Source organism: Microbacterium sp. SCN 71-21, assembly GCF_001725695.1.
In the GTDB taxonomy this organism is placed as follows: Bacteria; Actinomycetota; Actinomycetes; order Actinomycetales; family Microbacteriaceae; genus Microbacterium; species Microbacterium ginsengisoli.
In genome coordinates this window covers 1-24,380 of the sequence record NZ_MEGA01000025.1, presented here as the reverse complement: position 1 = coordinate 24,380, position 24,380 = coordinate 1, and the positions used below count along the sequence as shown (strand labels likewise).

Annotated in this window: 27 protein-coding genes, 1 tRNA gene and 1 pseudogene; 17 read left to right on the top strand and 12 right to left on the bottom strand. The window is 69.9% G+C overall.

What is annotated here, in order from left to right; all coding sequences use genetic code 11:
- Positions 1–599, bottom strand: a 599-nt coding sequence (locus tag ABT08_RS05425) for a class I tRNA ligase family protein (RefSeq protein ID WP_288114184.1), incomplete at its 3' end; no start/stop codon positions are given.
- Between the two features lie 104 nt (positions 600–703).
- Positions 704–1,105 (bottom strand): cupin domain-containing protein, encoded by a 402-nt coding sequence (locus ABT08_RS05420; protein ID WP_056208679.1) that lies wholly within the window; start codon positions 1,103–1,105, stop codon positions 704–706.
- 246 nt (positions 1,106–1,351) lie between these two features.
- Between ABT08_RS05420 and ileS the strand changes: the two genes are divergently transcribed.
- Genes ileS through ndk form a run of 4 tightly spaced genes read left to right on the top strand, consistent with a single transcriptional unit; the run spans position 1,352 to position 6,880 of the window.
- Positions 1,352–4,717 carry an isoleucine--tRNA ligase gene (gene ileS / locus ABT08_RS05415; RefSeq protein WP_056518592.1) on the top strand — a complete coding sequence of 1,122 codons (3,366 nt, stop codon included), beginning with the start codon at positions 1,352–1,354 and terminating at the stop codon, positions 4,715–4,717.
- Positions 4,714–6,072: a bifunctional folylpolyglutamate synthase/dihydrofolate synthase gene (locus tag ABT08_RS05410; protein WP_288114181.1), complete on the top strand. Its 1,359-nt coding sequence runs from the start codon at positions 4,714–4,716 to the stop codon at positions 6,070–6,072. Before ileS ends, ABT08_RS05410 begins: the two co-directional genes overlap by 4 nt.
- Positions 6,069–6,458 (top strand): DUF4233 domain-containing protein, encoded by a 390-nt coding sequence (locus ABT08_RS05405; protein ID WP_235557353.1) that lies wholly within the window; start codon positions 6,069–6,071, stop codon positions 6,456–6,458. Before ABT08_RS05410 ends, ABT08_RS05405 begins: the two co-directional genes overlap by 4 nt.
- 5 nt (positions 6,459–6,463) lie before the next feature.
- Entirely contained in the window at positions 6,464–6,880 is a 417-nt protein-coding gene (gene ndk, locus ABT08_RS05400) for a nucleoside-diphosphate kinase (protein ID WP_045248367.1), read from the top strand.
- Positions 6,881–6,950: 70 nt separating this feature from the next.
- Here ndk and ABT08_RS05395 read toward each other — a convergent pair whose 3' ends face one another.
- The 6 genes from ABT08_RS05395 to ABT08_RS05370 form a co-directional block, all read right to left on the bottom strand.
- A complete protein-coding gene (locus ABT08_RS05395) occupies positions 6,951–7,403 on the bottom strand; it encodes a hypothetical protein (RefSeq protein WP_056208689.1) in 453 nt (150 codons plus the stop codon).
- A gap of 5 nt (positions 7,404–7,408) precedes the next feature.
- A complete protein-coding gene (locus ABT08_RS05390) occupies positions 7,409–8,911 on the bottom strand; it encodes a lipase family protein (RefSeq protein ID WP_288114178.1) in 1,503 nt (500 codons plus the stop codon).
- A complete protein-coding gene (locus ABT08_RS05385) occupies positions 8,908–9,225 on the bottom strand; it encodes a hypothetical protein (protein WP_056208696.1) in 318 nt (105 codons plus the stop codon). Before ABT08_RS05385 ends, ABT08_RS05390 begins: the two co-directional genes overlap by 4 nt.
- Positions 9,222–9,521: a WXG100 family type VII secretion target gene (locus ABT08_RS05380; protein ID WP_162237831.1), complete on the bottom strand. Its 300-nt coding sequence runs from the start codon at positions 9,519–9,521 to the stop codon at positions 9,222–9,224. Before ABT08_RS05380 ends, ABT08_RS05385 begins: the two co-directional genes overlap by 4 nt.
- Before the next feature lie 5 nt (positions 9,522–9,526).
- The gene (locus ABT08_RS05375) at positions 9,527–9,916 is read right to left on the bottom strand and encodes a YbaB/EbfC family nucleoid-associated protein (protein ID WP_288114175.1); all 390 of its coding nucleotides are present in this window, start codon (positions 9,914–9,916) and stop codon (positions 9,527–9,529) included.
- Positions 9,917–9,984: 68 nt separating this feature from the next.
- Positions 9,985–10,602, bottom strand: a complete 618-nt coding sequence (locus ABT08_RS05370) for a vitamin K epoxide reductase family protein (RefSeq protein WP_056208705.1) — start codon at positions 10,600–10,602, stop codon at positions 9,985–9,987.
- 305 nt (positions 10,603–10,907) lie between these two features.
- Here ABT08_RS05370 and ABT08_RS05365 point away from each other — a divergent pair, with 305 nt between their 5' ends.
- A complete protein-coding gene (locus ABT08_RS05365; protein WP_288114174.1) occupies positions 10,908–13,250 on the top strand; it encodes an Rne/Rng family ribonuclease in 2,343 nt (780 codons plus the stop codon).
- On the opposite strand, the gene ABT08_RS05360 is transcribed toward ABT08_RS05365, so the two are convergent.
- Positions 13,247–13,510 (bottom strand): DUF4031 domain-containing protein, encoded by a 264-nt coding sequence (locus ABT08_RS05360; RefSeq protein ID WP_056208708.1) that lies wholly within the window; start codon positions 13,508–13,510, stop codon positions 13,247–13,249. The genes ABT08_RS05365 and ABT08_RS05360 overlap by 4 nt on opposite strands.
- Before the next feature lie 215 nt (positions 13,511–13,725).
- Between ABT08_RS05360 and rplU the strand changes: the two genes are divergently transcribed.
- The 10 genes from rplU to ABT08_RS05310 all read left to right on the top strand — a co-directional run bounded on the left by rplU (position 13,726) and on the right by ABT08_RS05310 (position 20,346).
- A complete protein-coding gene (gene rplU / locus ABT08_RS05355) occupies positions 13,726–14,034 on the top strand; it encodes a 50S ribosomal protein L21 (RefSeq protein WP_045248360.1) in 309 nt (102 codons plus the stop codon).
- A 21-nt stretch (positions 14,035–14,055) separates the two neighbouring features.
- Complete coding sequence (gene rpmA / locus ABT08_RS05350; RefSeq protein ID WP_045248359.1) at positions 14,056–14,313, top strand: 50S ribosomal protein L27; 258 nt, start codon at positions 14,056–14,058, stop codon at positions 14,311–14,313.
- Positions 14,314–14,399: 86 nt separating this feature from the next.
- Entirely contained in the window at positions 14,400–15,887 is a 1,488-nt protein-coding gene (gene obgE / locus ABT08_RS05345; protein ID WP_056208710.1) for a GTPase ObgE, read from the top strand.
- On the top strand, positions 15,884–16,726 hold the full coding sequence (gene proB / locus ABT08_RS05340; RefSeq protein ID WP_056208713.1) for a glutamate 5-kinase: 843 nt from the start codon (positions 15,884–15,886) through the stop codon (positions 16,724–16,726). Before obgE ends, proB begins: the two co-directional genes overlap by 4 nt.
- On the top strand, positions 16,723–17,982 hold the full coding sequence (locus ABT08_RS05335) for a glutamate-5-semialdehyde dehydrogenase (protein WP_056208716.1): 1,260 nt from the start codon (positions 16,723–16,725) through the stop codon (positions 17,980–17,982). The genes proB and ABT08_RS05335 overlap by 4 nt, the downstream gene beginning before the upstream one ends.
- A gap of 48 nt (positions 17,983–18,030) precedes the next feature.
- Entirely contained in the window at positions 18,031–18,249 is a 219-nt protein-coding gene (locus tag ABT08_RS05330) for a hypothetical protein (protein WP_045248355.1), read from the top strand.
- Between the two features lie 8 nt (positions 18,250–18,257).
- On the top strand, positions 18,258–18,857 hold the full coding sequence (gene nadD, locus ABT08_RS05325; protein ID WP_045248354.1) for a nicotinate-nucleotide adenylyltransferase: 600 nt from the start codon (positions 18,258–18,260) through the stop codon (positions 18,855–18,857).
- A complete protein-coding gene (locus ABT08_RS05320) occupies positions 18,854–19,822 on the top strand; it encodes a hypothetical protein (RefSeq protein WP_056208718.1) in 969 nt (322 codons plus the stop codon). The genes nadD and ABT08_RS05320 overlap by 4 nt, the downstream gene beginning before the upstream one ends.
- Positions 19,819–20,193: a ribosome silencing factor gene (gene rsfS / locus ABT08_RS05315; protein ID WP_045248352.1), complete on the top strand. Its 375-nt coding sequence runs from the start codon at positions 19,819–19,821 to the stop codon at positions 20,191–20,193. The genes ABT08_RS05320 and rsfS overlap by 4 nt, the downstream gene beginning before the upstream one ends.
- Positions 20,194–20,270: 77 nt before the next feature.
- A tRNA-Ala gene (locus tag ABT08_RS05310) sits at positions 20,271–20,346 on the top strand.
- Positions 20,347–20,393: 47 nt separating this feature from the next.
- Here ABT08_RS05310 and ABT08_RS05305 read toward each other — a convergent pair.
- Positions 20,394–21,446, bottom strand: a complete 1,053-nt coding sequence (locus ABT08_RS05305) for an SDR family NAD(P)-dependent oxidoreductase (RefSeq protein ID WP_288114171.1) — start codon at positions 21,444–21,446, stop codon at positions 20,394–20,396.
- 48 nt (positions 21,447–21,494) lie between these two features.
- Between ABT08_RS05305 and ABT08_RS05300 the strand changes: the two genes are divergently transcribed.
- Entirely contained in the window at positions 21,495–22,082 is a 588-nt protein-coding gene (locus ABT08_RS05300; RefSeq protein ID WP_082483175.1) for a TetR family transcriptional regulator, read from the top strand.
- Here ABT08_RS05300 and ABT08_RS05295 read toward each other — a convergent pair.
- A complete protein-coding gene (locus ABT08_RS05295; protein WP_288114168.1) occupies positions 22,051–23,019 on the bottom strand; it encodes a nucleoside hydrolase in 969 nt (322 codons plus the stop codon). The genes ABT08_RS05300 and ABT08_RS05295 overlap by 32 nt on opposite strands.
- Before the next feature lie 40 nt (positions 23,020–23,059).
- On the opposite strand from ABT08_RS05295, the gene ABT08_RS05290 reads away from it, so the two are divergent.
- Positions 23,060–23,941, top strand: a complete 882-nt coding sequence (locus tag ABT08_RS05290) for a ribokinase (RefSeq protein ID WP_045246839.1) — start codon at positions 23,060–23,062, stop codon at positions 23,939–23,941.
- On the opposite strand, the pseudogene ABT08_RS05285 reads toward ABT08_RS05290, so the two are convergent.
- A pseudogene (locus tag ABT08_RS05285) lies at positions 23,911–24,380 on the bottom strand (3-methyladenine DNA glycosylase); the annotation flags it as partial. The gene ABT08_RS05290 and the pseudogene ABT08_RS05285 overlap by 31 nt on opposite strands.

The following is a 24,380-nucleotide window of genomic DNA, read 5'->3' as shown; positions in this document are numbered from 1 at the left end:
TCCTGGTAGGCCTCGCCGCGGGAGTAGTTCTGCAGGAACGCGAGCTGGTTCGTGCGGATCGTCTCGTCGGAGATCGTGCGGTAGGTCTGACGCCAGTCGACGCTGAGGCCCAGCTGCCGGAACAGCGACTCGAAGGTCTTCTCGTCCTCGACGGTCAGCCGCTCGCACAGCTCGATGAAGTTGCGTCGGCTGATCGGGATCTGGTCGGCCGCCTTGCTCGACTTGTTGTCGCCGCCCTCGAACGGGGGCGTGAAGTCGGGGTCATAGGGCAGCGTCGGATCGCAGCGCACGCCGTAGTAGTTCTGCACGCGGCGCTCGGTCGGCAGGCCGTTGTCGTCCCATCCGATCGGGTAGAACACAGTCTTGCCGCGCATCCGCTCGAACCGCACCTTGAGGTCGGTGTGGGTGTAGCTGAAGACGTGTCCGATGTGCAGGCTGCCCGAGGCGGTCGGCGGGGGGGTGTCGACGGAGTAGACGCCCGCGCGTCCCTTCGTCTTGGCCGCGTCACGGTCGAACAGATAGGTACCCGCGGTCTCCCACGCGGCATCCCACTTCGCTTCGAGGCCCTCGAGTGCGGGCTTGTCGGGAACTTCGGCCATGGGGGACTCCTCGAGCGATATATGCGGCACTGTGTGAGCGTGCCTGAGTGTGGACGACCCGATGAGTCTACCGAGGGGCGGATGCCGCGGCACCGCGCACGCGCTCAGCCGAGCGTGGGCTCCCACGGGCCGGCGACGCGCACGGCCTCGTCGTCGCCCGGCCAGGCGGGCGCGGTCGCGCCGAGGATGACGAGGCCGTGACCGTCGCTCGCGAACTGGAACGCGGTGCCGACGGGGATCGCCACGGAGACGCCCGGCACGAGCGCCACGACATCGCTGTGCCCGTCGACCGAACGCCAGAGACGTCCGGTTCCCGCCTGCACGAACCACACCTCTGACACCGTGCGATGCTGATGGGCGATCGTCACCGCGTCGGCAGCGAGGATGAACTGCGCGGTGCTGACCCCGGGCACGCGTGCGAGCACGCGGACCGCCGAGCCGTCGGGCGCGGTGGCCGCCGGCGCCGAGGCCGGGTCGACGGGCACGGGGAGGGACGCGGCATCCATGCGGTCAGTATGGCGCGCGGGGCGCGACAGTCGCGGTCAGCGCCGGTAGACTTGTGCGACCAGCACCGATCCGGCCATCACCGGGGAGCTCGCGGAAGAACGGCTTCGGCCCACTAGACCCGCGCGGGGCAGGCCCGTCACAGCCGCAGTGAAAGAGGACGGATGCCGCGGCATCCGTCAATGCGGGGTGGTACCGCGGCCTCAGGGTCGTCCCGGCAGGAGCACACGAATCCTGTGAGAGAGACGATGACCTACCCCCGCCCGTCCGCTTTCGGACCCTCCGCCGACGTCGCCCCGAGCCCCCGCTTTCCCGAGATCGAGCGCGAGGTGCTCGACTTCTGGGCGCACGACGACACCTTCCGCGCGTCGATCGCCCAGCGCGACGGCGCCGAGGAGTGGGTGTTCTACGACGGACCGCCGTTCGCGAACGGCCTGCCCCACTACGGACATCTGCTGACCGGCTACGCGAAGGACCTCTTCCCGCGCTTCCAGACGATGCGCGGCAAGAAGGTCGATCGGGTGTTCGGCTGGGACACGCACGGCCTTCCCGCCGAGCTCGAGGCGATGAAGCAGCTCGGCATCACCGAGAAGGACGAGATCGAGCGCATGGGCATCGCGACCTTCAACGCGAAGGCCCGCGCCTCGGTGCTCGAGTACACGCACGAGTGGGAGGACTACGTCACCCGGCAGGCGCGCTGGGTCGACTTCGAGAACGGCTACAAGACGCTCGACGCGACCTTCATGGAGTCGGTGCTGTGGGCCTTCGCGACCCTCTACGAGAAAGGTCTCGCGTACGAGGGCTACCGCGTGCTGCCGTACTGCTGGCGGGACGAGACGCCGCTGTCGGCACACGAGCTTCGCATGGACGACGACGTCTACAAGATGCGCCAGGACCCCTCGGTGACCGTCACGTTCCCGCTCGTCGGCACCAAGGCGGAGGCGCTCGGGCTCACCGGTGTGCGCGTGCTCGCGTGGACGACCACCCCCTGGACCCTCCCCACGAACCTCGCCCTCGCCGTCGGCCCGGACATCACCTATGTCGTGGTGCCCGGCGGGCCGGCGGGGGCCGCCGACATCCCGACCGCCGACGACGCGTCCTCCGCGGCGGCGCACCGTTACCTGCTCGCCGCCGACCTTCTGGGCGGCTATGCGAAGGACCTGGGTTACGAGAACGCGGATGCCGCGCGCGAGGCCGTCGAGCGCACCGTGCTCGGCCACGAGCTCGCCGACGTGCACTACGACCGCCTGTTCGACTACTACGCCGACGAGGCGTTCGGCACGGAGAACGCGTGGCGCATCCTCGCGGACGACTACGTGTCGACGAGCGACGGCACGGGCGTGGTGCACCAGGCTCCCGCGTACGGCGAGGACGACAAGCGCATCGGGGATGCAGCCGGCATCCCGACGATCGTGAGCCTCGACGACGGTGGCCGCTTCCTGCCGCAGGTGACGGATGTCGCGGGCGAACTCTGGATGGACGCGAACCGTCCGCTCATCCGCCTGCTGAAGCAGGAGGGTCGCCTGCTGCGCGAGGCCAGCTACGAGCACTCTTACCCGCACTGCTGGCGGTGCCGCAACCCTCTCATCTACAAGGCCGTGTCGAGCTGGTTCATCCGCGTCACCGACATCAAGGACGACCTGATCGCCGGCAACGCGCAGATCACGTGGGTGCCGGGCAACGTGAAGCACGGCCAGTTCGGCAAGTGGCTCGAGGGCGCGCGCGACTGGTCCGTCAGCCGCAACCGGTACTGGGGTTCGCCGATCCCGGTGTGGAAGAGCGACGACCCTGCCTATCCGCGCGTCGACGTCTACGGGTCGCTCGCGGACCTGGAGCGTGACTTCGGCACGCTCCCTCGTGACGCGGAGGGCCAGGTCGACCTGCACCGCCCGTACATCGACGAGCTCACCCGCCCGAACCCCGACGACCCGACCGGCCGCAGCACGATGCGCCGCATCGAGGACGTGTTCGACGTCTGGTTCGACTCCGGCTCGATGCCCTATGCGCAGGTGCACTACCCGTTCGAGAACCGCGAGTGGTTCGATGCGCACGCTCCCGCCGACTTCATCGTCGAGTACATCGGGCAGACGCGCGGCTGGTTCTACGTCATGCACGTGCTCTCCACCGCGCTGTTCGGACGCCCCGCGTTCACGGGCGTGTCGTGCCACGGCATCGTGCTCGGCAACGACGGCCTGAAGATGTCGAAGTCGCTGCGCAACTATCCGGACGTCTCCGAGGTGTTCGACCGGGACGGCTCCGACGCGATGCGCTGGTTCCTCATGTCGAGCTCGGTGCTGCGCGGCGGCAACCTCGTCGTGACGGAGGAGGGCATTCGCGCGGGTGTGCGCGAGTTCCTGCTGCCGCTGTGGAACGCGTGGTACTTCTTCGCGACCTACGCGAACGCCGCCGGCGGGCCCGGGGGCCAGGCCTACACGGCGACATGGCGCACCGACTCGACGAACGTGCTCGACCGGTACATCCTCGCCTTGACCGGCGACCTGGTGCGGGACGTGGCATCCGATCTCGAGGGTCTGGACTCGACCACCGCGGCCTCTCGCCTGCGCGAGTTCGCCGAGGCGCTGACGAACTGGTACATCCGACGCTCGCGCGACCGGTTCTGGACCGGGGGCGACGTCTCCGATCCGACCAGCACGGAGGCGTTCGACACGCTCTACACCGTGCTTGAGACGCTCACGCGCGTGGCGGCGCCCCTGCTGCCGCTCGTCGCCGAGCGGGTGTGGCAGGGCCTCACCGGCGGACGCAGCGTGCACCTGACCGACTGGCCCGACGCGTCCGCGTTCCCCGCGGCGGCCGACATCCGCACCGCGATGGACACCGTGCGCGAGGTCTCGAGCGTCGCCAACGCCCTGCGCAAGCGCGAAGGCAAGCGGGTGCGCCTGCCGCTTCCGCGCCTGACCGTGGTGGTGACGGATGCCGCGGCCCTCGCCCAGTTCGAGACGATCCTGCAGGACGAGCTCAACGTGAAGGCGATCGAGCTCGTCGAGCTCGCCGCCGACACCCCCGCCGCCTTCGGCATCTCTCACCGCCTGACGGTGAACGCCCGCGCGGCGGGGCCTCGACTCGGCAAGCAGGTGCAGCAGGTGATCCAGGCCGCCAAGGCGGGCGACTGGTCGGTGGTCGACGGCGTCGTCACGGCGGGCGGACTCGCGCTCGTCGACGGGGAGTACGAGCTTGCCGTCGAGACGTCGGGTCGTCCGGAGGGTGAGGCGCTCGCGGTGCTCGCGAGCGGCGGATTCGTGTTGCTCGACACCGCCACGACACCCGCGCTCGAGGCCGAAGGTCTCGCGCGCGACGTGATCCGTGCCGTGCAGGACACGCGCAAGGCCGCCGGCTTCGACGTCAGCGACCGCATCTCGCTCTCGCTGCGCTTCGACGACGACACGGACGCCGCCGCCGTCGCGGCCGCCTTCGCTCTCGCGGGCGTGGCCGACGAGACGCTCGCTGTCAGCGCGACCGTGAACGGACACGTGCTCGTCGGTTCGACGTTCGACGCCGCCGGCCACGGCGAGCACACCGGCTCGTTCGAGGCGGGCGCCTTCGCGAACGCGGGCGCCTTCCGCGTCGAGGTCGCACGCGCGGGGGTGACCGAGTGACCGCCCGCGAGACCGCTCGCGCCGATGCGGTCTACACAGCACTGCTGCAGCGGCAGGGGGAGCAGTGGGTACAGCCGCGCATCGAGCGCACACGCCGCGTGCTCGAGTACCTCGATGACCCGCAGCGTACGTACCGCGTGGTGCATGTGACCGGCACGAACGGGAAGACGTCGACAAGCCGTATCGCAGAGAGCCTGCTGCGTTCGCTCGGTCTGCGCACCGGCCTGTTCACCAGCCCCCATCTCGAGCGGTTCACCGAGCGCATCATGATCGACGGTGAGCCGATCGCCGACGCGCAGGTGGCCGACGCGTGGGAGGAGATCGCCCCGTTCGTCGACCTCGTCGACGCGGAGCTGCAGGCCGCGGGCGATGCACGGCTGACGTTCTTCGAGCTGCTCACCGTGCTCGCGTTCGTGGCTTTCGCGGATGCGCCCGTTGACGTCGCGGTGATCGAGGTCGGGATGGGCGGGTCGTGGGACTCGACAAACACCGCCGACGGCGACGTGGCGGTGATCGCGCCGGTCGGTCTCGACCACGCCGATCGGCTCGGCAGCTCCGTCGAGGCGATCGCGGAGGTCAAGGCCGGCATCATCAAGCCCGGTGCGGCCGTCGTGTCCGCGGCGCAGACGCCGGGCGTCGCCGCCGTGCTCCGCGCCGCCGCCGAGCGTCAGGGTGCGACGATCTCGTTCGCCGACGAGGAGTTCGCCGTCACGGCGGCTAACCTGGCGGTCGGGGGCCAGGTCGTCACGGTGCGCGGACTCGCCGGCACCTACGCCGACGAGTACCTGCCGCTCTACGGCGCCCATCAGGCCGCGAACGCCGCACTCGCGATCGCGGCGGTCGAGTCGCTCATCGGAGGCGGCACGCAGCCGTTGACCGGCGACGTGGTCGCCGAGGGGCTCGCGCAGGCGACCTCGCCGGGCCGCCTGCAGCTGATCGGCACCCACCCGACCGTCGTCGTCGACGCCGCCCACAACCCGCACGGTGCGCACGCGCTCGCGGCGGGGCTGGCGGCATCCTTCGACTTCGACGAATGGGGACTCGTGCTCGGCGTGCTCGGCGACAAGGACGCATCCGGCATCGTCGGAGAGCTCGTCGATGTCGCGACCCACGTCTTCGCGACCGCGCCCGATTCCGACCGTGCCCGTGACGCGGACGCCGTCGCCGATGTGGTCGAAGCTGCGGGCCTGCCGGTGTCGGTGCATCCGGACCTCGCCGACGCGGCGGAGGCCGCCCGGTCGTGGGCGGCGACGGGAGAGCGGCGCGCGGTCGTCATCGCGGGCTCCGTCGTGCTCGCGGGGGAGGCGATCGCGCTCGCGCGCGATGAGGACTGGATGGTCGGGTGGGAGCAGTGAGCCCGCGCGAGCGCCGTCGGCGCGGTGCCGAGGAGTCGCTGGGCGCCGTCATCCTCGGATTCGAGTCGATCGTCGTCTTCCTCGGCGGTCTCGCCGTCTACGGACTCAAGGGTCTCCCCGACGGCGTCGACCCCTGGTGGGGCATCGTCGGGGGCATCGTCGTGGCCGTCGTCATGGTGCTCACGACCCTCGTGTTGCGCTTCCGATGGGGAATCTGGCTCGGATGGGCACTGCAGGTGCTCGTGTTCCTGAGCGGCTTCCTCGCGTTCGGCCTGTTCATCGTCGGGGTCATTTTCGGCGCCATGTGGGGATATGCGACGATCAAGGGGGCCCAGCTCGATCGCCGTAACGCGCGGCTCGTCGAGGGCGCCGAGAACGGAGACTGAGAACCATGGCCACCGAAGAAACCCTCGTCCTCGTCAAGCCCGACGGCGTCGCCCGCGGCCTGACCGGAGCCATCCTCGCCCGGATCGAGGCGAAGGGGTACTCGCTCGTCGATCTGCGACTCGTGGAGCCCGAACGGGGCCGGCTCGAGCAGCATTACGCCGAGCACGAAGGCAAGCCGTTCTACGAGCCTCTTGTCGAGTTCATGATGTCCGGTCCGTCGGTCGCGATCCGCCTCGCCGGCAACCGTGTGATCGAGGGGTTCCGGTCCCTCGCGGGCACCACCGACCCCACGACGGCCGCTCCGGGGACGATCCGCGGCGACTTCGGTCGCGACTGGGGGGTGAAGGTGCAGCAGAACCTGGTGCACGGCAGCGACAGCCCGGAGTCGGCGGCCCGCGAGTTGGAGATCTGGTTCGGCTGAGTCGTCCGGCGCGAGATGTGTTGATGCCCGCCTCCGCCAAGAGGCGGGCATCGACGTTGCGGAGCGGGTGTCAATGCAGAATCCGCGTGACCTCGTCCCACGACAGCGATAGCGCTGTGGGCACGGATCCGCGGTAGGCGCTGGGGTCCGCTCCGAGCGTGACAGCGGCCGGCTCGAGGTCGATGCGGTCGCCGCTCGAGCTGCGCACGGTGAGATCGAGGCGGTCACCACCCAGCGTGTTGTTCGCCTCGATGAGCTGCAGGATGCGGCGCAGCTCCGCATCAGAGACATCGGCGGCCGTCGACACGGCGCCGACGTTGAGCACCACCGTGAACCCGTCGGTGCTGCGGCTCGCCCACGCATCCGAGAGACCGAGGCCGGCACCTTCGAGCGCGGCGGGGATCTTCTGCTCGAACGACACGTCCGCCGTCGGGGCGCCGACGCACCCGGCGAGGCCGGTCACCAGTGCGACGGCGGTGGCGACGAGCGCGATCGTGCGGGGGAGCGCGTGTCGGGGGGACATGATCCTCATTCTGCTGCCGTGAACATCGAGTGGTCGACGACCGCGCCGGTGAGCGCGTCGAGTCCGGGCGGGGGAGCGCCGTGTTGGGCGGCGTACAGCTGCTCCCACGCGGCGATCGAGTCCCGGTAGTACTGGTTGTCGTGCGCGGCCAGGGGGTTCCCGGTGTCGGGCAGCGTGATGCGGTGCACGTTCGGAGGCACGGGCCCGGTGCCGTTGCCGTCGAGGCGCGGCACCAGGTCGCTCTCGTGCTGGAACGAGTAGACCGGGACATCGGCGGGAACCGCGAACCCGTCAACAGGCGATCCGTTGGTGACGACCCCGATCGTGCGGTACGGGAACGTCGGATCGGCCGCGAGGTTCGCCGCCAGGATGCCTCCCTGGCTGAAGCCTGTCAGCACCACCCGATCGCCGGGCCGGATGCCGGCGTCTCTCATCGCCTCGAGCGCGGCTCGCTCATACGCGGATCTCAGCAGGGGGTTGTCGAGCATGAGTGCGATATTCGAGTCGCGATCGTTCATAGCCCCCTTGTCGCCGCTGAACTGCCAGTCCTGCGTGGAGGGAACCGAGACCACCCAGTGCTCCGAACCGTCGGCCCGGACGACCCGCTTCACGTCGATCACCGTCGCATCGGCGCCGCCCATCAGATCCGTCGTGCCATTCACCGCGACGAGGTCGGCGAAGGTGTCGAGCCGGGTGACGCGCTGCGCGTCCTCCCATGCTTGTCGGCGCGTCGGGTCGAGCGTGTCGGGGTCGAGCTCTTCGACGTCGGCAGACTTCTGGAGGAAGTTCTGCGCGGCTCCGCCGAACAGCATCCCGACGAGTCCGCCGGTGGCGAGTCCGACGGCGGGCAGCATGCGGGCGACGACGTCTTTCAGTGTCGCCGCAGCCTCGGCGATGATCGGAATGAGGCGCTGGATGAGCGCGGAGAGCGCGTGGAGAGCCTCGAGGAGCTCGGTCACGAGCCGTCCGGTCGCGGCGACGAGATCTGCGGCGGCGCGCGCGAAATCCGTCACGCGGTGGGCGATCTCGAGCGGGTTGAGGGAGAACGAGAACAGCTGCTCGGCGAAGCGCGCGAGGCGGGTCAGCACCTCGCAGACGTAGGTTCGGGTCGCATCCACGATTCGGGAGGCGAGACGGAGGGATGCCGCTGTCGCCGCGGCCCACTCCGCGGCATCCCTCGTCACCGCCAGGAGGTCGTCGTGTCGTTCTCGCAACGCGCGCACGGTGCGGCCGTCGAGATCGGTGAGGGCGGTGCGGCCGACGCGCAGTCGCGGCGCGAGTTCGGTCAGCGACGCCGCTGCGTCCTCCCACTGCGCGGCGACACCCCCGACCTGGGCGCTGTCACCGAGCAGCTGGTCGACCCAGTCCCGAAGCGGTTGCACGTAGGTGATCACGACGCCCGCGATGCCGGGGATCTCCGCGCACGCCGGTGCGCCCAGAGCGCTGCGCGGGAGGCCGCCGGCCCAGGCGCCGCCGCGTATCTCTGCAGCGAGCGACGACGCGCTCATGGTTCCGTCCCGGTGAAGGTCGTCGTCGCGTCGTCCTCGACGCGGGCGAAGGCTGTGCCCGCGTGCGACGCCCCGTCGGCCATGCGGTCGCTGAGGGTGTGCGCCATGCCCAGGAGGTCACGCGTATGGGACGCGAGAGCAGTGGTCGCGGGCACGAGGAGTCCCTGTGCGAGCGCACCGAACGCGATCGGCCCGAGCGGCGTCGCGGTGCGCGCCGCCGCCCGGTCCAGCTCGGCGGACGCCTCGCGCAGCAGTGTCTCCTGAGCCTGCAGCACGTCGCCGTCGAGGACGATGCGCTGATTCGCCGCGGTCACGAGGTCGCTCCGAGAGAGCGTGCGCCCTGCAGGTCCGTGGCGGTGTACGACTCGGCGAGGGCGGTGAGGGCGGTGTCGATGCGAGCGAGTGCGTCGGTGCGGTCTGCCAGCCCGGCGCGCAATTGTCGTTGGGCCGCATCGAACGCCTGCTGGGCTTCGCCCGACCAGGATCCTCGCAACGCCGTCGCGTCGCTCTCGAGTTGGGTGAGGGCGTCGTCGATTGCGCGACCCGCGCTCGTGATGCGGGCCGCCGCGGCGGCGAGCCGGGCTGGGGTGACGACGAGGCGGTCGAGCATGATCATCAGGCGCCCGAACCGGGTCCGTCACCGTGTACCGGAGCGGTGCGCGTCACGGTGAGGGAGTCGACGTCCGCCACAGCGGCGAGCCGTTCGACGGCCCGCGCGGCCGCGAGACCCTGTGCCTGCGCGGCGGTCTCGGTGAGGAGGCGGGAGAGCGAGCGGGCGTCGACGTCGAGCGCGGTGTCCTGCACCTCGATGCGATCGATCGCCCCCGTCGCGCCGGCGGTCACGGACACCTCGCGTCCGGGTGAGGTCGCAGTGACGCGCAGCGCGCGAAGGTCGGCTTCGATGCGAGCCGCGGCATCCGCTGCCTGGCGGGCCGCCGCGATCTGGGCATCGATGCGGGCTCGAGCCGCATCCAGCGCGGTCATGCCGTCCGTCTCGTACGACATCGCTGCCTCCTCGCGTCGCCCTCACGCTAGCGAGCGGAGACGGCGGCGCGGGGGTGCCTGTGGATAGCTCAGCCGAAGAAGGTGCTGAGCACGTTGGGAATCGCGTCCAATCGCAGCTGGGCGAGGAGGATCACGACCGCGTAGCTGAGGATCGTGGCGAGCGGCACCCACGCCATCAGGCGTCCCGCGCGCGACCGGGTGCGCGCCGTGACGGGAACTGCGCCGATGCGCAGCACGTGGACGGTCACGGCGTAGAACGTCGGGATCGTCATCGACCAGGTCAGCATGCACCACGGGCACAGGGTGTGCAGCTGGAAGATGCTCTGGCTGATGAACCAGGTGACGAGCCCGAACGCGCTCGCGGTGCCGAACCAGAACAGCCCCCAGAACCAGCCGGGGAAGCGCACCCGGGCGAGCACTGCCACGCCCATGATCACCGGAGCCACCCAGCCTGCGAGGCCGAGGATCGGGTTGGGGAAGCCGAATGCACTGCCCTGCCACGATTCGAGGTTCGCCTTGCACTGGACGAGCACGCTGAAGTCGCAGGATGCCGCGGCTGCCGGGTTCGCGAGCAGGTGCAGCCGCTCGAGCGTGAGTTCGAAGGCGGCCGTCCAGCCGACCACGCCGGCGACGATCAGCCAGATTCCGAAAGCGGGTGTGCGCGGTGCGGATGCATGGTCGGGCATGCCCGCATTCTCGCGGTGCGCAGCAGGCCCGCGCCGGCGCAGCGACCGTGAGAATGAGAGGCTCGACGCGCCGCGGCATCCACCCGTCGCGCGGACGACACGGAAGATGAGATAATGAACCGGATGCCGCGGCGGCCGCGCCGCTCGCGACATCGATGCAGACTTCGGGCGATGACCGCCCTCGCAGGACGAGCCTCGAGCCTCCTGCACACCGAGTGAGTTTGCGGCAGCGCCGGGTGCGCCGCCGCCAGAGATGAGATCGCCGGGCGACGCGCGGTGTCGCCGGGCTGGGAGACAAGCCTGTGATGGCCGATGATGCCGACATCCCCTCGAACCCCGCTGACGTTGCTGACGCCGTGACGGATGCCACGACCCCCGCGATCGCCGACCCTTTCACCGTGCAGCCTGCGGCTGACGTTCTTGCTTCCGATCAGGTCGTGGACTCGGCGGTGACCGGGGCTGTGAGCGATGACGGCGTCCCGGAGCCGGGCTCTGCCGATGCCACCGCCGATGTCGCGACCACGGAGGCCGAGGCAGCTGAGCCGGACGCCGAGCCTGAGCCTGTCGCGGAGCCGGAGGGTCCGCTCACCGCGGTCGGGCTCGGCTTGCTGCCCGAGACCTTCGTGTCCACCGTCTCGGCAGCTCTCCACTTCTACGCGCCGCCCGTCGCACTGCTGCCGCTGCTCGACGACATCGACGAGTCGCCCGCCCCGGCGGACGCCGTCCAGCCGGGCACCAGCACCAGCCGTCGCCGCAATCGTCGCCGCGGCACGGGTGGCGAGGCCACCGAGGAGCGTGAGTACACCCGCCCGGCTCGCGCCGTCGAGCTGATCACCGAGCCGCAGCGCATCAAGGGTTCCACGCGTCTCGAGGCGAAGAAGCAGCGTCGGCGCGACGGTCGTGAGGCCGGCCGTCGCCGTCCGGTCGTCACCGAGGCCGAGTTCCTCGCGCGCCGTGAGGCCGTCGACCGCGTGATGGTGGTGCGGTCGAAGAACGGTCGCATCCAGATCGCCGTCCTTGAGGACGACGTGCTCGTCGAGCACTATGTCGCCCGCAACCAGGACGCCTCGCTCATCGGCAACGTCTACCTCGGTCGCGTGCAGAACGTGCTTCCGAGCATGGAGGCCGCGTTCGTCGACATCGGCCGGGGCCGCAATGCTGTGCTCTACTCCGGTGAGGTCGACTGGGATGGTGTCGAGACCGGCAACCAGCCGCGTCGCATCGAGCTCGCCCTCAAGAGCGGCGACCGTGTGCTCGTGCAGGTCACGAAGGACCCGGTCGGCCACAAGGGCGCCCGGCTCACGAGCCAGATCTCGCTCCCGGGTCGCTACCTGGTGTACGTGCCGGGTGGAGCGATGAACGGCATCTCGCGCAAGCTCCCCGACACCGAGCGCGCCCGCCTGAAGAAGATCCTCAAGGAGGTGCTGCCGGAGTCGTCGGGTGTGATCGTGCGCACCGCGGCCGAGGGCGCCACCGAGGAGCAGCTCACCCGCGATGTGCAGCGTCTGACCTCGCAGTGGGAGCACATCAGCGCCCAGACGCAGGCGGGTCAGGCGCCGGCGCTGCTGCACTCCGAGCCTGACCTCCTCGTCAAGATCGTGCGTGACGTCTTCAATGAGGACTTCACGAAGATGCTCATCCAGGGTGACGAGGGCCAGCAGACCATCGAGAGCTACCTGCGTGCGGTGGCGCCCGACCTTCTCGAGCGCGTCGAGCGCTACGAGGGCGAGCGCGACCCGTTCGACACGTTCCGCGTGACCGAGCAGATCGAGAAGGCGCTCGAGCGAAAGGTGTGGCTTCCCTCGGGCGGTTCGCTCGTCATCGACCGCACCGAGGCCATGACGGTCGTCGACGTCAACACGGGCAAGTTCGTCGGCTCGGGCGGGAACCTCGAGGAGACCGTCACGAAGAACAATCTCGAGGCGGCCGAGGAGATCGTGCGTCAGCTGCGACTGCGCGACATCGGCGGCATCATCGTCGTCGACTTCATCGACATGGTGCTCGAGTCGAACCGCGATCTCGTGCTGCGGCGCCTCATCGAGTGCCTCTCGCGCGACCGGACGAAGCACCAGGTCGCCGAGGTCACGTCCCTCGGGCTCGTGCAGATGACCCGCAAGAAGCTGGGGCTCGGCCTGCTCGAGACCTTCAGCGAGGCGTGCGAGATCTGCGCCGGGCGCGGCGTCATCGTGCACCACGACCCGGTTGTGAAGCACCGCACGGCGGCGCCCGCCACGAACGGCGGCACGCGGCGCAATCGCGGCGGCCAGGGGCAGAACGGCGTGAACGCCGCGGCTGCTCCGCAGCAGCCGGCTCCGGCGGGTGGGGGCACCCACGTGATCACCGAGGGTGCGAAGTCGGCACTCGCGAAGATCGCGGCCTCAACCATCGCGCCCGTGCTGACCGATTCGGGTGTACCGCTGGAGATCGAGCTGCCGTCGGCGGATAGCGCTGAGCAGCCCGAGCGTCCCAAGCGTCGTCGCAAGCGCTCCGACGGGGGATCCTCGAAGAGCGAAGCGGACATCCTCCTCGACTCGGTGCTCAACGCGCTGCCTGAGCCGAAGGCCCCCGGTCAGGGTCGCGCGCGCCGCCGTGTGACGACGGCGACGCTCACGACGACGCCGGTCGTCGGCGAGCAGCCGCAGGGCTAAGCGCGGTCGCGCGCGCGTACGCGCAGACCGGACGCGATGAGCCGGCGCACGAGCGTGTGCCCGTCGACGGCGGTCGCGCCGGCGGCGACGAGACGCTCGTGGGCCTCGGCCGGAACGTCGTAGTGGTCGAGATCGAAGGCGCGGGCCGGAAGCTCGTTCGCGCGGGCGAACGTGTGCAACTCCTCGAGGCTGTGGTCGCTGACGAGATGCGACCAGAGGCGTCCGTGTGCGGGCCAGCGGGGGTCGTCGATCAGGATCACTCCGGAAGTCTACGAGCGGATGCCGCGACACGGCCCCGTCTCGCTTTGCCGGAGGGCGCGGCATCCGGTAAAGTATCCCTTTGGTGCGTCATGCGCTGCACCCCGGGAGCGGCGCGAGGACTCGATGTCCGGTGGCACCGTGACTTTCCCGCCCTTCACGGGCGATACGGATGGACAACACGGAGCAGTCAGCTCCCTGAAGAAACAGGTGTGAAGTGGTTTACGCAGTTGTGCGCGCCGGCGGCCGCCAGGAGAAGGTCCAGGTCGGCTCGATCGTCGTTCTCGACCGCCTTCAGGCGCAGGTCGGCGAGAAGGTCGAGCTCGCCGCGGTGCTCCTGGTCGACGGCGACGCCGTGACCACTGACGCCGACAAGCTCGCGAAGGTCTCCGTGACGGCCGAGGTGCTCGGCAACGAGCGCGGCCCGAAGATCGTGATCCAGAAGTTCAAGAACAAGACCGGCTACAAGAAGCGCCAGGGCCACCGTCAGGACCTCACGCGCGTCAAGGTCACCGGCATCAAGTAAGCAGCCAGGGGAGACGTTCAGATGGCACACAAAAAGGGCGCAAGCTCCACCCGCAACGGTCGTGACTCGAACGCGCAGCGCCTCGGCGTGAAGCGCTTCGGCGGCCAGGTCGTCAACGCCGGCGAGATCATCGTCCGCCAGCGCGGCACGCACTTCCACCCCGGCGTGAACGTCGGCCGTGGCGGCGACGACACGCTGTTCGCGCTGTCGGCCGGTGCCGTCGAGTTCGGCACCAAGGGCGGCCGCAAGGTCGTCAACATCGTCGCTTCCGCGGAGTGATCCGGGTCGACGCATAAGACTCGGCGAGGGGCGGGCTTCGGCTCGCCCCTCGCCTCATTTCCGGCCCATATCGAGAGGATGCCGCCATGGTCACGTTCGTGGACACCGTGACGCTCCATCTGCGCGCCGGCAAGGGCGGCAACGGCTGTGTGTCGGTACGTCGTGAGAAGTTCAAGCCGCTCGCCGGTCCCGACGGAGGCAACGGCGGCGACGGCGGTGACATCGTGCTCGTCGCCGACCCGCAGACCACGACCCTGCTGTCCTACCACCACTCACCGCACCGGTCCGCCGGCAACGGCGGGTTCGGGATGGGTGACAACCGTTCGGGCGCCGAGGGCGACGACGTCGAGCTGCCGGTTCCGGTGGGCACCGTCGTCACCACGGAGGACGGCGAGCTCATCGCCGATCTGATCGAGCCCGGCATGCGGCTGGTGGTCGCTCCCGGTGGCCGCGGCGGTCTCGGCAATGCGGCGCTCGCGAACCCGAAGCGCAAGGCCCCGGGCTTCGCGCTTCTCGGCACGCCCGGCTGGGAGGGCGATGTCCGGCTCGAGCTGAAGACCGTCGCCGACGTGGCGCTCGTGGGCTTCCCCTCGGCAGGGAAGTCGAGCCTGATCGCGGCGGTGTCGGCGGCTCGCCCGAAGATCGCCGACTATCCGTTCACGACTCTGCACCCCAATCTGGGCGTCGTGCAGGCGGGAGACATCCGCTACACGATCGCGGATGTCCCGGGGCTCATCGAGGGCGCCAGCGACGGCCGTGGACTCGGCCTCGAGTTCCTTCGCCACGTGGAGCGCTGCGCGGCGCTCGTGCACGTGCTCGACTGCGCCACGCTCGAGCCGGGGCGTGACCCGCTGAGCGATCTCGATGTCATCCTCGCCGAGCTGGGTGCCTATCCGGTGCCCGAAGGGCAGGTGCCGCTCCTGGAGCGACCTCAGCTCATCGCGCTCAACAAGGTGGACGTGCCCGAGGCGGAGGAACTCGCCGAGTTCGTCCGCGGTGACCTCGAGCAGCGCGGCTATCGGGTGTTCGAGATCTCCACGGTCAGCCGCGAGGGGCTGCGCGAGCTCACGTTCGCGATGGCGGAGATCGTCGCCGAGCAGCGGAAGGTCGCGTCATCCGCGCCCACGCCGGCCCGCGTGATCATCCGCCCGCAGGGTGCGGTGGCCGATTTCACCGTGCGCGTCGAGGGCGGCACCTACGGCGACATCTATCGCATCCTCGGCGAGAAGCCGGTGCGGTGGGTGCAGCAGACCGACTTCCAGAATGACGAGGCCGTCGGCTTCCTCGCCGACCGGCTGGCCAAGCTCGGCGTCGAGGACGAGCTGTTCCGCGTCGGTGCGACGCCCGGAGCCACCGTCGTCATCGGTCCGGGGGACGGCATCGTCTTCGACTGGCAGCCCGCCCTCACCTCGGCGGCCGAGCTCATGACCGCGCCGCGAGGCACAGACCCGCGCCTGGATGATCGCACGCGTCGCACGACGCGCGAGCGCCGTGAGCAGTATCACGAGCTGATGGATGCGAAGGCGGCCGCGCGCGCGGAGTCCGCGTACGAGTTCGACGAGGACGACGAGTGACCGTCACCTCACGCGCCGAGCTTCGCGGCGCGACTCGCGTGGTAGTGAAGGTCGGATCCTCCTCGATCAGCGGCGAGAACGTCCACAAGATCGAGCCGATCGTCGCCGCCCTGGCGGAAGCGTACGGGCGGGGCACCGAGGTGGTCCTGGTCTCCTCGGGGGCCATCGCCACCGGCATGCCGTATCTGCGTCTCGACGAGCGACCGACAGACCTTGCCACCCAGCAGGCGGCGGCGGCCGTCGGACAGAACGTGCTGATCTATCGCTACCAGGCGGCCCTTCGCCCGTTCGCCATCGTCGCAGGGCAGGTGCTGCTCACTGCCGGCGACTTGGAGAACGCGACCCATCGGTCGAACGCGCGGCGTGCGATGGAGCGCCTGCTGCGCCTGCGCATCCTTCCGATCGTGAACGAGAACGACACGGTCGCGACCCACGAGATCCGCTTCGGCGACAACGACCGGCTCGCAGCGCTCGTCGCGCGGCTCGTCGGCGCGGACGCGCTCGTGCTGTTGAGCGACATCGAGTGCCTGTACACCCGCCCGCCCGGTGAGCCCGGGGCGACGCCGATCGACACCGTCGCGTTCGGAGACGATCTCGCCGGCTACGAGTTCGGCTCGGTCGTCGTCAACAGCGTCGGCACCGGGGGAGCGGCGACCAAGGTCTCGGCCGCCACGCTCGCCGCGGCCGCGGGAGTGGGCGTACTCGTGACCAGCGCAGATCTCATCGGCGAGGCGCTCGGGGGTGAGCACGTCGGCACATGGTTCGTGCCGGATGACCAGGCGCCGCGGCATCCGCTCACGGGACCGGTGAGCACCGGCGCGGATACACTGGCGGGATGACCCTGGTGCGCACCACCGCTCGCGAGCGGATGGTTCTGGCTCGCGACGCATCGCGTCAGATCGGCCTGCTCGGTGACGACAAGAAGGCATCCTTACTGCGTGCGATCGCCGACGCGATCGAGGCGGATGCCGCGGCGATCGTCGCGGCCAACGCCGACGATCTCGCGCGGGGCGAGCGGGACGGGCTCGCGCCCGGTCTGCTCGACCGTCTGCGCCTCGATGAGGCCCGCGTGGGCGCCCTCGCCGGTGCCGTGCGCGATGCCGCGGCTCTCCCCGATCCGGTGGGACGCGTGCTCGATGAGCGCGTGATCGCGGGTGGGGTGACGCTCACCAAGGTGTCCGTCCCGCTGGGCGTGGTCGGCTCGATCTATGAGGCCCGCCCCAATGTGACCGTCGATATCGCGGCGCTCGCGCTGCGGTCGGGCAACGCCGTGGTGCTCCGAGGGGGCACGGCGGCCGCGGCGAGCAACGCAGAGCTGGTGCGCGTCATGCGGGAGGCTCTCGCCGCAGAGGGTGTCGACCCCGAGGCGATCCAGACTCTCGACGACGAAGGCCGCGACGGTGCCCGCGAGCTCATGCACGCTCGTGGTCTGATCGACGTGCTGGTCCCGCGGGGGAGTGCGCAGCTCATCGAGACCGTCGTGACAGAGTCCACGGTGCCGGTCATCGAGACGGGGGCAGGTGTCGTGCACATCTTCCTCGACGAGACGGCGCGCGCGGATTGGGCGGCGGATATCGCGGTCAACGCGAAGGCGCAGCGCCCGAGCGTCTGCAACTCGGTCGAGACGATCCTCGTGCACCGCGATGCGGCGGAGCGTCTGATCCCGGATGTGGCGGCCGCCCTCGCTGCGGCGGGTGTCACGATCCACGGCGACTCGACCGTCGGCGCCCTGGCACCCGGCGTCGTGCCCGCGACCGAGGCGGACTGGGCGACGGAATACCTGACCCTGGATGTGGCCATGAAGGTCGTCGACGACCTCGACGACGCGCTCGCGCACATCCGCACCTATTCGACCCACCACACGGAGTCGATCCTCACGGCCGACGAGGCCAATGCCGAACGGTTCCTCGCGGAGGTCGACTCGGCCGTCGTGATGGTGAATGCCTCGACCCGGTTCACCGACGGTGGCGAGTTCGGCTTCGGCGCCGAGGTGGGCATCTCCACACAGAAGCTGCACGCCCGCGGACCGATGGGCCTTCCCGAACTCACCAGCACGAAGTGGCTCGCCCGGGGCGCCGGGCAGGTGCGTGCCTGACGGCATAGACTGAGCGGGCGCGCGCGCCCCCACCCGAACGGAGTACCCATGACCTTCGCGACCATCCTCGTGTCCGCGGCCGAAGAGAGCCACGGCAACGTGATGCTCGAGACGATCGTGTTCCCGATCATCGCCATCTCGGTGTTCGCTCTCCTCGGGCTCGTCACGCTCTCGTACCGCCACACGGCGAACCGTCACGCGCACAAGGCGGAGGCCTATGCGAAGTCGCACGCCAAGGAGCTCGAGCAGGCGGGTCACGGCCACTAAGGCCCTGCATGACGGCTGCAGCACGGACGCCGCGCATCGGCGTCATGGGCGGCACGTTCGACCCGATCCATCACGGACACCTGGTCGCCGCGTCGGAGGTGGCGGCATCCTTCGATCTCGATGAGGTCGTGTTCGTTCCCACCGGCACGCCCTGGCAGAAGTCCCGGGTGACCGAGAGCGAGCACCGCTATCTGATGACGGTGATCGCGACGGCCGCGAACCCGCAGTTCCGCGTGAGCCGCGTTGATATCGATCGTGACGGTCCCACCTACACGGTCGACACGCTGCGGGACATCCAGTCGCACTACCCGGGTGCCGACCTCTTCTTCATCACGGGAGCTGACGCCATAGCGCAGATTCTCAGTTGGAAGGACAATGATGGGCTGTGGGATCTCGCCCACTTCGTCGCGGTGTCGCGCCCCGGTCACGTGCTCAGCGCCGACGGCCTGCCGCCCCGTGGCGTGAGTCTGCTCGAGGTTCCCGCCCTCGCGATCTCCTCCACGGACTGCCGGGCGCGCGTAGAACGCGGACAACCGGTGTGGTACCTCGTTCCCGACGGGGTCGTCCAGTACATTGCGAAACATCACCTCTATCGGAGCAAGGCATGAGTTCCCCTGATCAGTCCGGCACGCCGCCGCTGACGCGTCGTCAGCTGCGCGACCTGCGCAACACCGGTTCGACCCCGGTGGTCGACGAGGCGACCGCAGAGGCGGTCGAGACACCGGATGTCGCCACACCCGCTGCCGCCCCTGTCGCTGCTGTTCCTCTCGCCCGGCCGGCGGAGCCCGTCGACCTGCGCCCGGCGCCCGGTCCCGCCGCTTCCGTCGACCTCGGTGTGTCCCCGCTCACCCGACGGCAGGCCCGCGAGCAGGAGCGGATCCGCACGGCGTCGATTCCGGTGGTCTCACCCGAGCCGGCATCGCCCGCCGTGGCGAGCGATGCATCCCCCGCTCCGGTGTTCGCCGCCGATGCGTCGGCGACGCCCGTCGAGGTCGCTGAAGAGTCCCTCTCGGCCGTGCTCGTCGAGGAGGTGCCCATCGCACCTCCGCGCGAGGAGTCACAGGTGACGGTGAATCCGTCGCTCGGCGAGGGGCTCTTCGACAAGCTGCGGTCCGCCTCCGTGCCGTCAGCGTCTTTCGATGATCTGCTGATCGCCGGCGGGGAGTCGAGTGGATCGACGTCGACATCCAATGCCCTCATCGTCAATCAGAACCCTCTCCTGACGGGCTCACTCGTCGCGCCCATCACGGGCACGGGTGAGGTGCTGATCACCGGCACGTTCGAGCTGCCCGAGGGATTCGGCTCACGTGGGCACGTTGAAGGCGCGGCCGATGGCCACGAGGTCGACGCTGTGCTCATCGACGGCGAGCTGCCGGCCGCGTCGTCGCCGACACCGATCTCCGCGAGTGCGGCCATCAGCACGGTGAAGAACGGTTCTGGCGAGATCATCCGTCCGCCAGCGCCCGAGAAGGGCAACCGTCTTCTGCTCGTGCTCTCGATCACGGCCGGTGCGCTGGCGCTGGCGCTCGTCGTCGCCCTCGTTGCCGCCTTCGCGACCGGGGCCCTCTCGTGACGGCGTCTGCGTCGACGATCGACGCCCTGCAGGTCGCCGCTGCCGCCGCCGACTCCAAGGGCGGAGAAGATCTGGTCGCGCTCGACGTGTCGGAGCCGCTGCCGCTTGTCGATGCCTTCCTGCTCGTCACGGGACGCAATGAGCGCAACGTGGCGGCGATCGCCGACGAGGTGGAGGAGCGACTGCTCGAAGCCGGCATCAAGCGCCTGCGGCGCGAGGGCCGCGAGGAATCCCGGTGGATCCTGCTCGACTTCGGAGACATCGTCGTGCACGTCTTCCACGAGGAGGAGCGCATGTTCTACGGCCTCGAACGTCTGTGGAAGGACTGCCCGGTGCTGTCGGTAGCGGTGCCCGCGGCATCCGCCGAATGAGCCGCCTCGATTCGGTGTCCTTGCCGTCGATGTAGTAAGCTCATCGAGTTGCCCCGCGAGGGGTGACACCCAGAAACGGGCCTGTGGCGCAGCTGGTAGCGCACCTGCATGGCATGCAGGGGGTCAGGGGTTCGAGTCCCCTCAGGTCCACCACACGCGAAGGGCTCACGACCATCGGGAGCCCTTCGTCGTTCCGTGGATCAGGCGGCCGACCAGCCGCCGTCGCTCGCGAGAACGACGCCGTTGACGTTCACACCGTCGTCGCTCAGCAGGAAGGTGATGGATGCCGCGAGCGCCTCGGCCTCCACGGCGCCCGGGATGAGCACCATCGCGGACTGCACACGTTCGGCGCCCAGAGGCGAGGCGAACGAGGCCTCGATGTTCGTGATCGTGGCGCCCGGTGCGACGGCGTTGACACGCAGGCCGCTCGGCCCGTACATGAACGCGCTCGACTTCGTGAGCCCCACCACTGCATGCTTCGAGGCGGTGTAGGCGGCGCCTGCGGCCGAGCCGCGGAGCGCGGCCTCGGAGGCGGTGTTCACGATCGCTCCGGATCCGCGCGCGACCATGCCGGGGATCACGGCACGCATCAGCTTCATCGTGCCCGTGACGTTGATCGCCATGACACGGTTCCACACCGCGTCGGTGAGCTCGCCCACGGGCGTCATGTCGTCCATGATGCCGGCGATGTTGGCGAGGCCATCGACCGTGTCGCCCGCGGCGGCCATGATCGCGTCGACGCCCGCATCGTCGGTGATGTCGGCGACGATGGTCGTGACTGCGGCATCCGCATGTTCTCCGGCGAACTCCTCGAGACGCGGGGCGCTCACGTCGACGGCGATCACGTGGCCGCCCTCGCGCGCGATGCGCGAGGCGGTGGCGCGTCCGATGCCCGAGCCTGCACCGGTGACGATCACCGTCTTGCCGGCGAAGCGGCCCGCGTCGATCCGTTCGGTCCATGGTTCGACGGCGGGGACGGATGCCGCGGGCGGCGCGTCGGTGTCGATCGATGCGGGTGCGCCCGCGGGCACTTCTCCCGATGCTGCGCGCCGCACGAGGTCATCCAGCATCTCCTGCGTGAACATTCCGCGGCTGAGCGGGACCAGCCGTTTGATGGCGAGTCGACGGACGGGCTTGAACACGTCGGGAGTCTGCCCGTTCTGAGCGAGCATCTCGGTGAGGATCGCGTTGCCCGCCGGGTCGGCGAGCCAGTCGGCGATGGAGGAGCTTGCGGTGAGCGTCGAGCCGGACATGGGGTCCCCTTTCTACCGGACAACTGTGTCCGGTATTAGGTTATGCCCATGTCGTCCTCCGCGAAAGATGCTGCTCGCCCCAATCGGGGACGCGCGGCCGGCCCGGCGAATCGCGCGGCACTTCTGGCTGCCGCGCGCGAGGTCTTCGGGGAGCAGGGACTCTCCGCGCCGTTGTCGGCGGTGGCCCGCCGGGCAGGGGTCGGCCAAGGCAGCCTCTATCGGCACTTCCCGTCCCGTACGGCGCTCGCGGCTGCCGTGTTCGACGAGAACCTCGATGAGGTGGAGCAGTTCGTCGCGGCATCCGGCACCGGACTCACCGCACTGTTCGACGTGGTCTGCGCTCAAGCCGTCGTCTCGACCGCGATGATCGACCTCGTCGAGGCAGACCGGCACGATCCCGACGTTGAGCGCCTCGGCGCGCGATTTGCCGCGATCGTCGGACGCCTGGTGCGCACGGAGCGCGAGACGGGCGCACTCGCATCGCATGTCGACGTCGACGACGTGCTGCTGGCCGTCGGGATGATCGCGACGGTACTGGCCCGCTCCGACGAGGACGAACGCGCGGCACTCGCGACCCGCGGTCGGGCCATCTTCGCTCGGGCGTTCAGGCCCGCGGCGTCGTCAGACGCTCGATGAGCACCGGCGCCAGCGCACGGTCGGTGTCGAGCACGATGCGCGTCGTCACGCCCGGGTGGTCGATGTAGCCCGTACGCGGCGCCCGCAGGTCGGCGATCGTCTGACCGCGCCCGGGACCATCGCCGGCATCGACCACCAGAGGAACGGCGGGTGCCACGCTGGGCGTCACGAGACCGATGGCGATCGCCGCCGCGAGGGGGTCGTGCAGCGCGCAGCTGCGCGTGCCGTAGAGGCCGACGTAGAAGTCGAAGTACAGGTCGAGGATGTCGCCGATCGCCCGCGCGAGAGGCAGCCCCGAGGCCAACAGCGCCGTCCGATCGTCCTCATCGAGGCGGTGCTCGAGAGTCACGTCGAGCGGAACCAGGGTGAGCGGCCAGGATGCCTCGGCCACCTCGGCCGCGGCCTCGGCATCGTTGTAGATGTTCGCCTCCGCGACGGCGGTGATGTTTCCCGGAACGAGCGCCGCGCCCCCCATCGTGACGACGGAGGCGACGCGTTCGGGCAACGTCGGATCCGCACGCAGCGCCAGCGCGAGATTGGTGAGGGGACCCACCGTGACGACGACGAGCTCACCGGAGTGCGCATGAGACAGGTCGAGGAGGAGCTGCACGGCCGTGCGCGGGTCGGGCTCGATCGGGGACGTCGGCAGCACGACGTCTCCGACACCGTTGTGCCCGTGGATGTGAGGGACGCCGCCATCGTGCGCGTGGGAGAGATGGTCGTGGGCGCCCACGGCGACCGGCACGTCGTCGCGCGCCGCCAGAGCGAGCAGGTCGAGCGTGTTGCGGGCCGCCTGCGTCGAATCGACGTTGCCGCTGACCGTGCCGATGCCGACCAGCGCGATCTCCGGCGATGCCAGCAGCAACGCGAGCGCCACGCTGTCGTCGACGCCCGTATCGCAGTCGAAGTAGACCGGGCGGGGACGTGCAGACGACATGGTTCTCCGTTCGGACCACGCGCACGCGTAGCCTGGAGCGATGCTAGACGCCGCAGATGTCGCCCGGATCACACACCAGACGCGGTTGCTGGTGATCGGCAGCATCAACATCGACATCGTCGCCGATGTGGAACGTCTGCCTGCGGCGGGGGAGACGGTCGGAGGCGGACGCCTGCGTCGATCGCCGGGCGGAAAGGGAGCCAATCAGGCCGCGGCGGCCGCGCGCCTCGGAGCCGCCACCGTGATGATCGGTGCGGTGGGCGACGACGCCGACGGGCGCGAGATGCGCGAGGCGCTGCGACAGGCCGGGGTGGATGTGTCCGCCGTCGGCACGAGTGTCGAGCCGACCGGCACGGCGCTGATCGCCGTCGACGCTGCGGGTGAGAACCAGATCGTCGTGTGCGCCGGGGCGAACGAGACGCTGACCGTGACGGACGAGGCGGTGGTGGCGGCATCCGTGATTCTCACCCAGCTGGAAATCCCTCTCGCCGTGATCGACCGGCTCGCATCCGAGGCAACCGGCTACCTCGCGATCAACGCTGCTCCCGCGCGAGCACTGAGCGGAGCCGCGATCGCGCGTGCGGACCTGGTGATCGTCAACGACAGCGAGTACGCGGCACTGCCCGCTCTGGCCACCGCGCAGCGCGTCGTCGTGACGCACGGCGCCGGCGGTGCGTCATTGCTGGAGCGCGGAACCGAGATCGCGCGCGTGCCCGCCGAGCGCGTCACACCCGTCGACACCGTCGGCGCGGGAGACGCCTTCTGCGCCGCGGTGACGATCGCACTCGCGGGCGGACTCGACGCGCACGTGGCGCTGACGCTCGCGTGCGCTGTCGGCGCGGACGCCGTGCGCGTGCGCGGAGCTCGCCCCGAGTTCGCACGCCTGGAGTCCTACGCCGAGCGGGTGAGCGCCGCGGTGTAGTCCGCGTGCACCGCCAGGAGCGCGCCGCGAATCTCGTCCGCCCGTGCGGTGAAGGCGCGCTGGGCGCTCACATACGCCGCCTTGCCCTCGGGAGTCTCGATGCGCACGGGCTCGTACCCCCAGTCGCCGAGGTCGTACGGCGAGGCGCGCATGTCGAGTTCACGGATGTCGCGGGCGAGCTCGAACGCATTGAGCAGCACCTCACCCGGCACGAGCGGACCGAGCTTGATCGCCCACTTGTAGAGATCCATGTTGACGTGCAGGCATCCCGGCTGGTCGAAATCGCGCTGCAGCTCCCGTGTCGGCCGGTGAGCGTTGCGGGGCAGTGCCGCGGGTGTGAAGAAGCGCACCGCGTCGACGTGCGAGCACTGCAGAACGGAGGCCTCCACCACGGCGTCGGTGCCGGCGGACCCCAGCCGCAGCGGTACCTCATGACGCG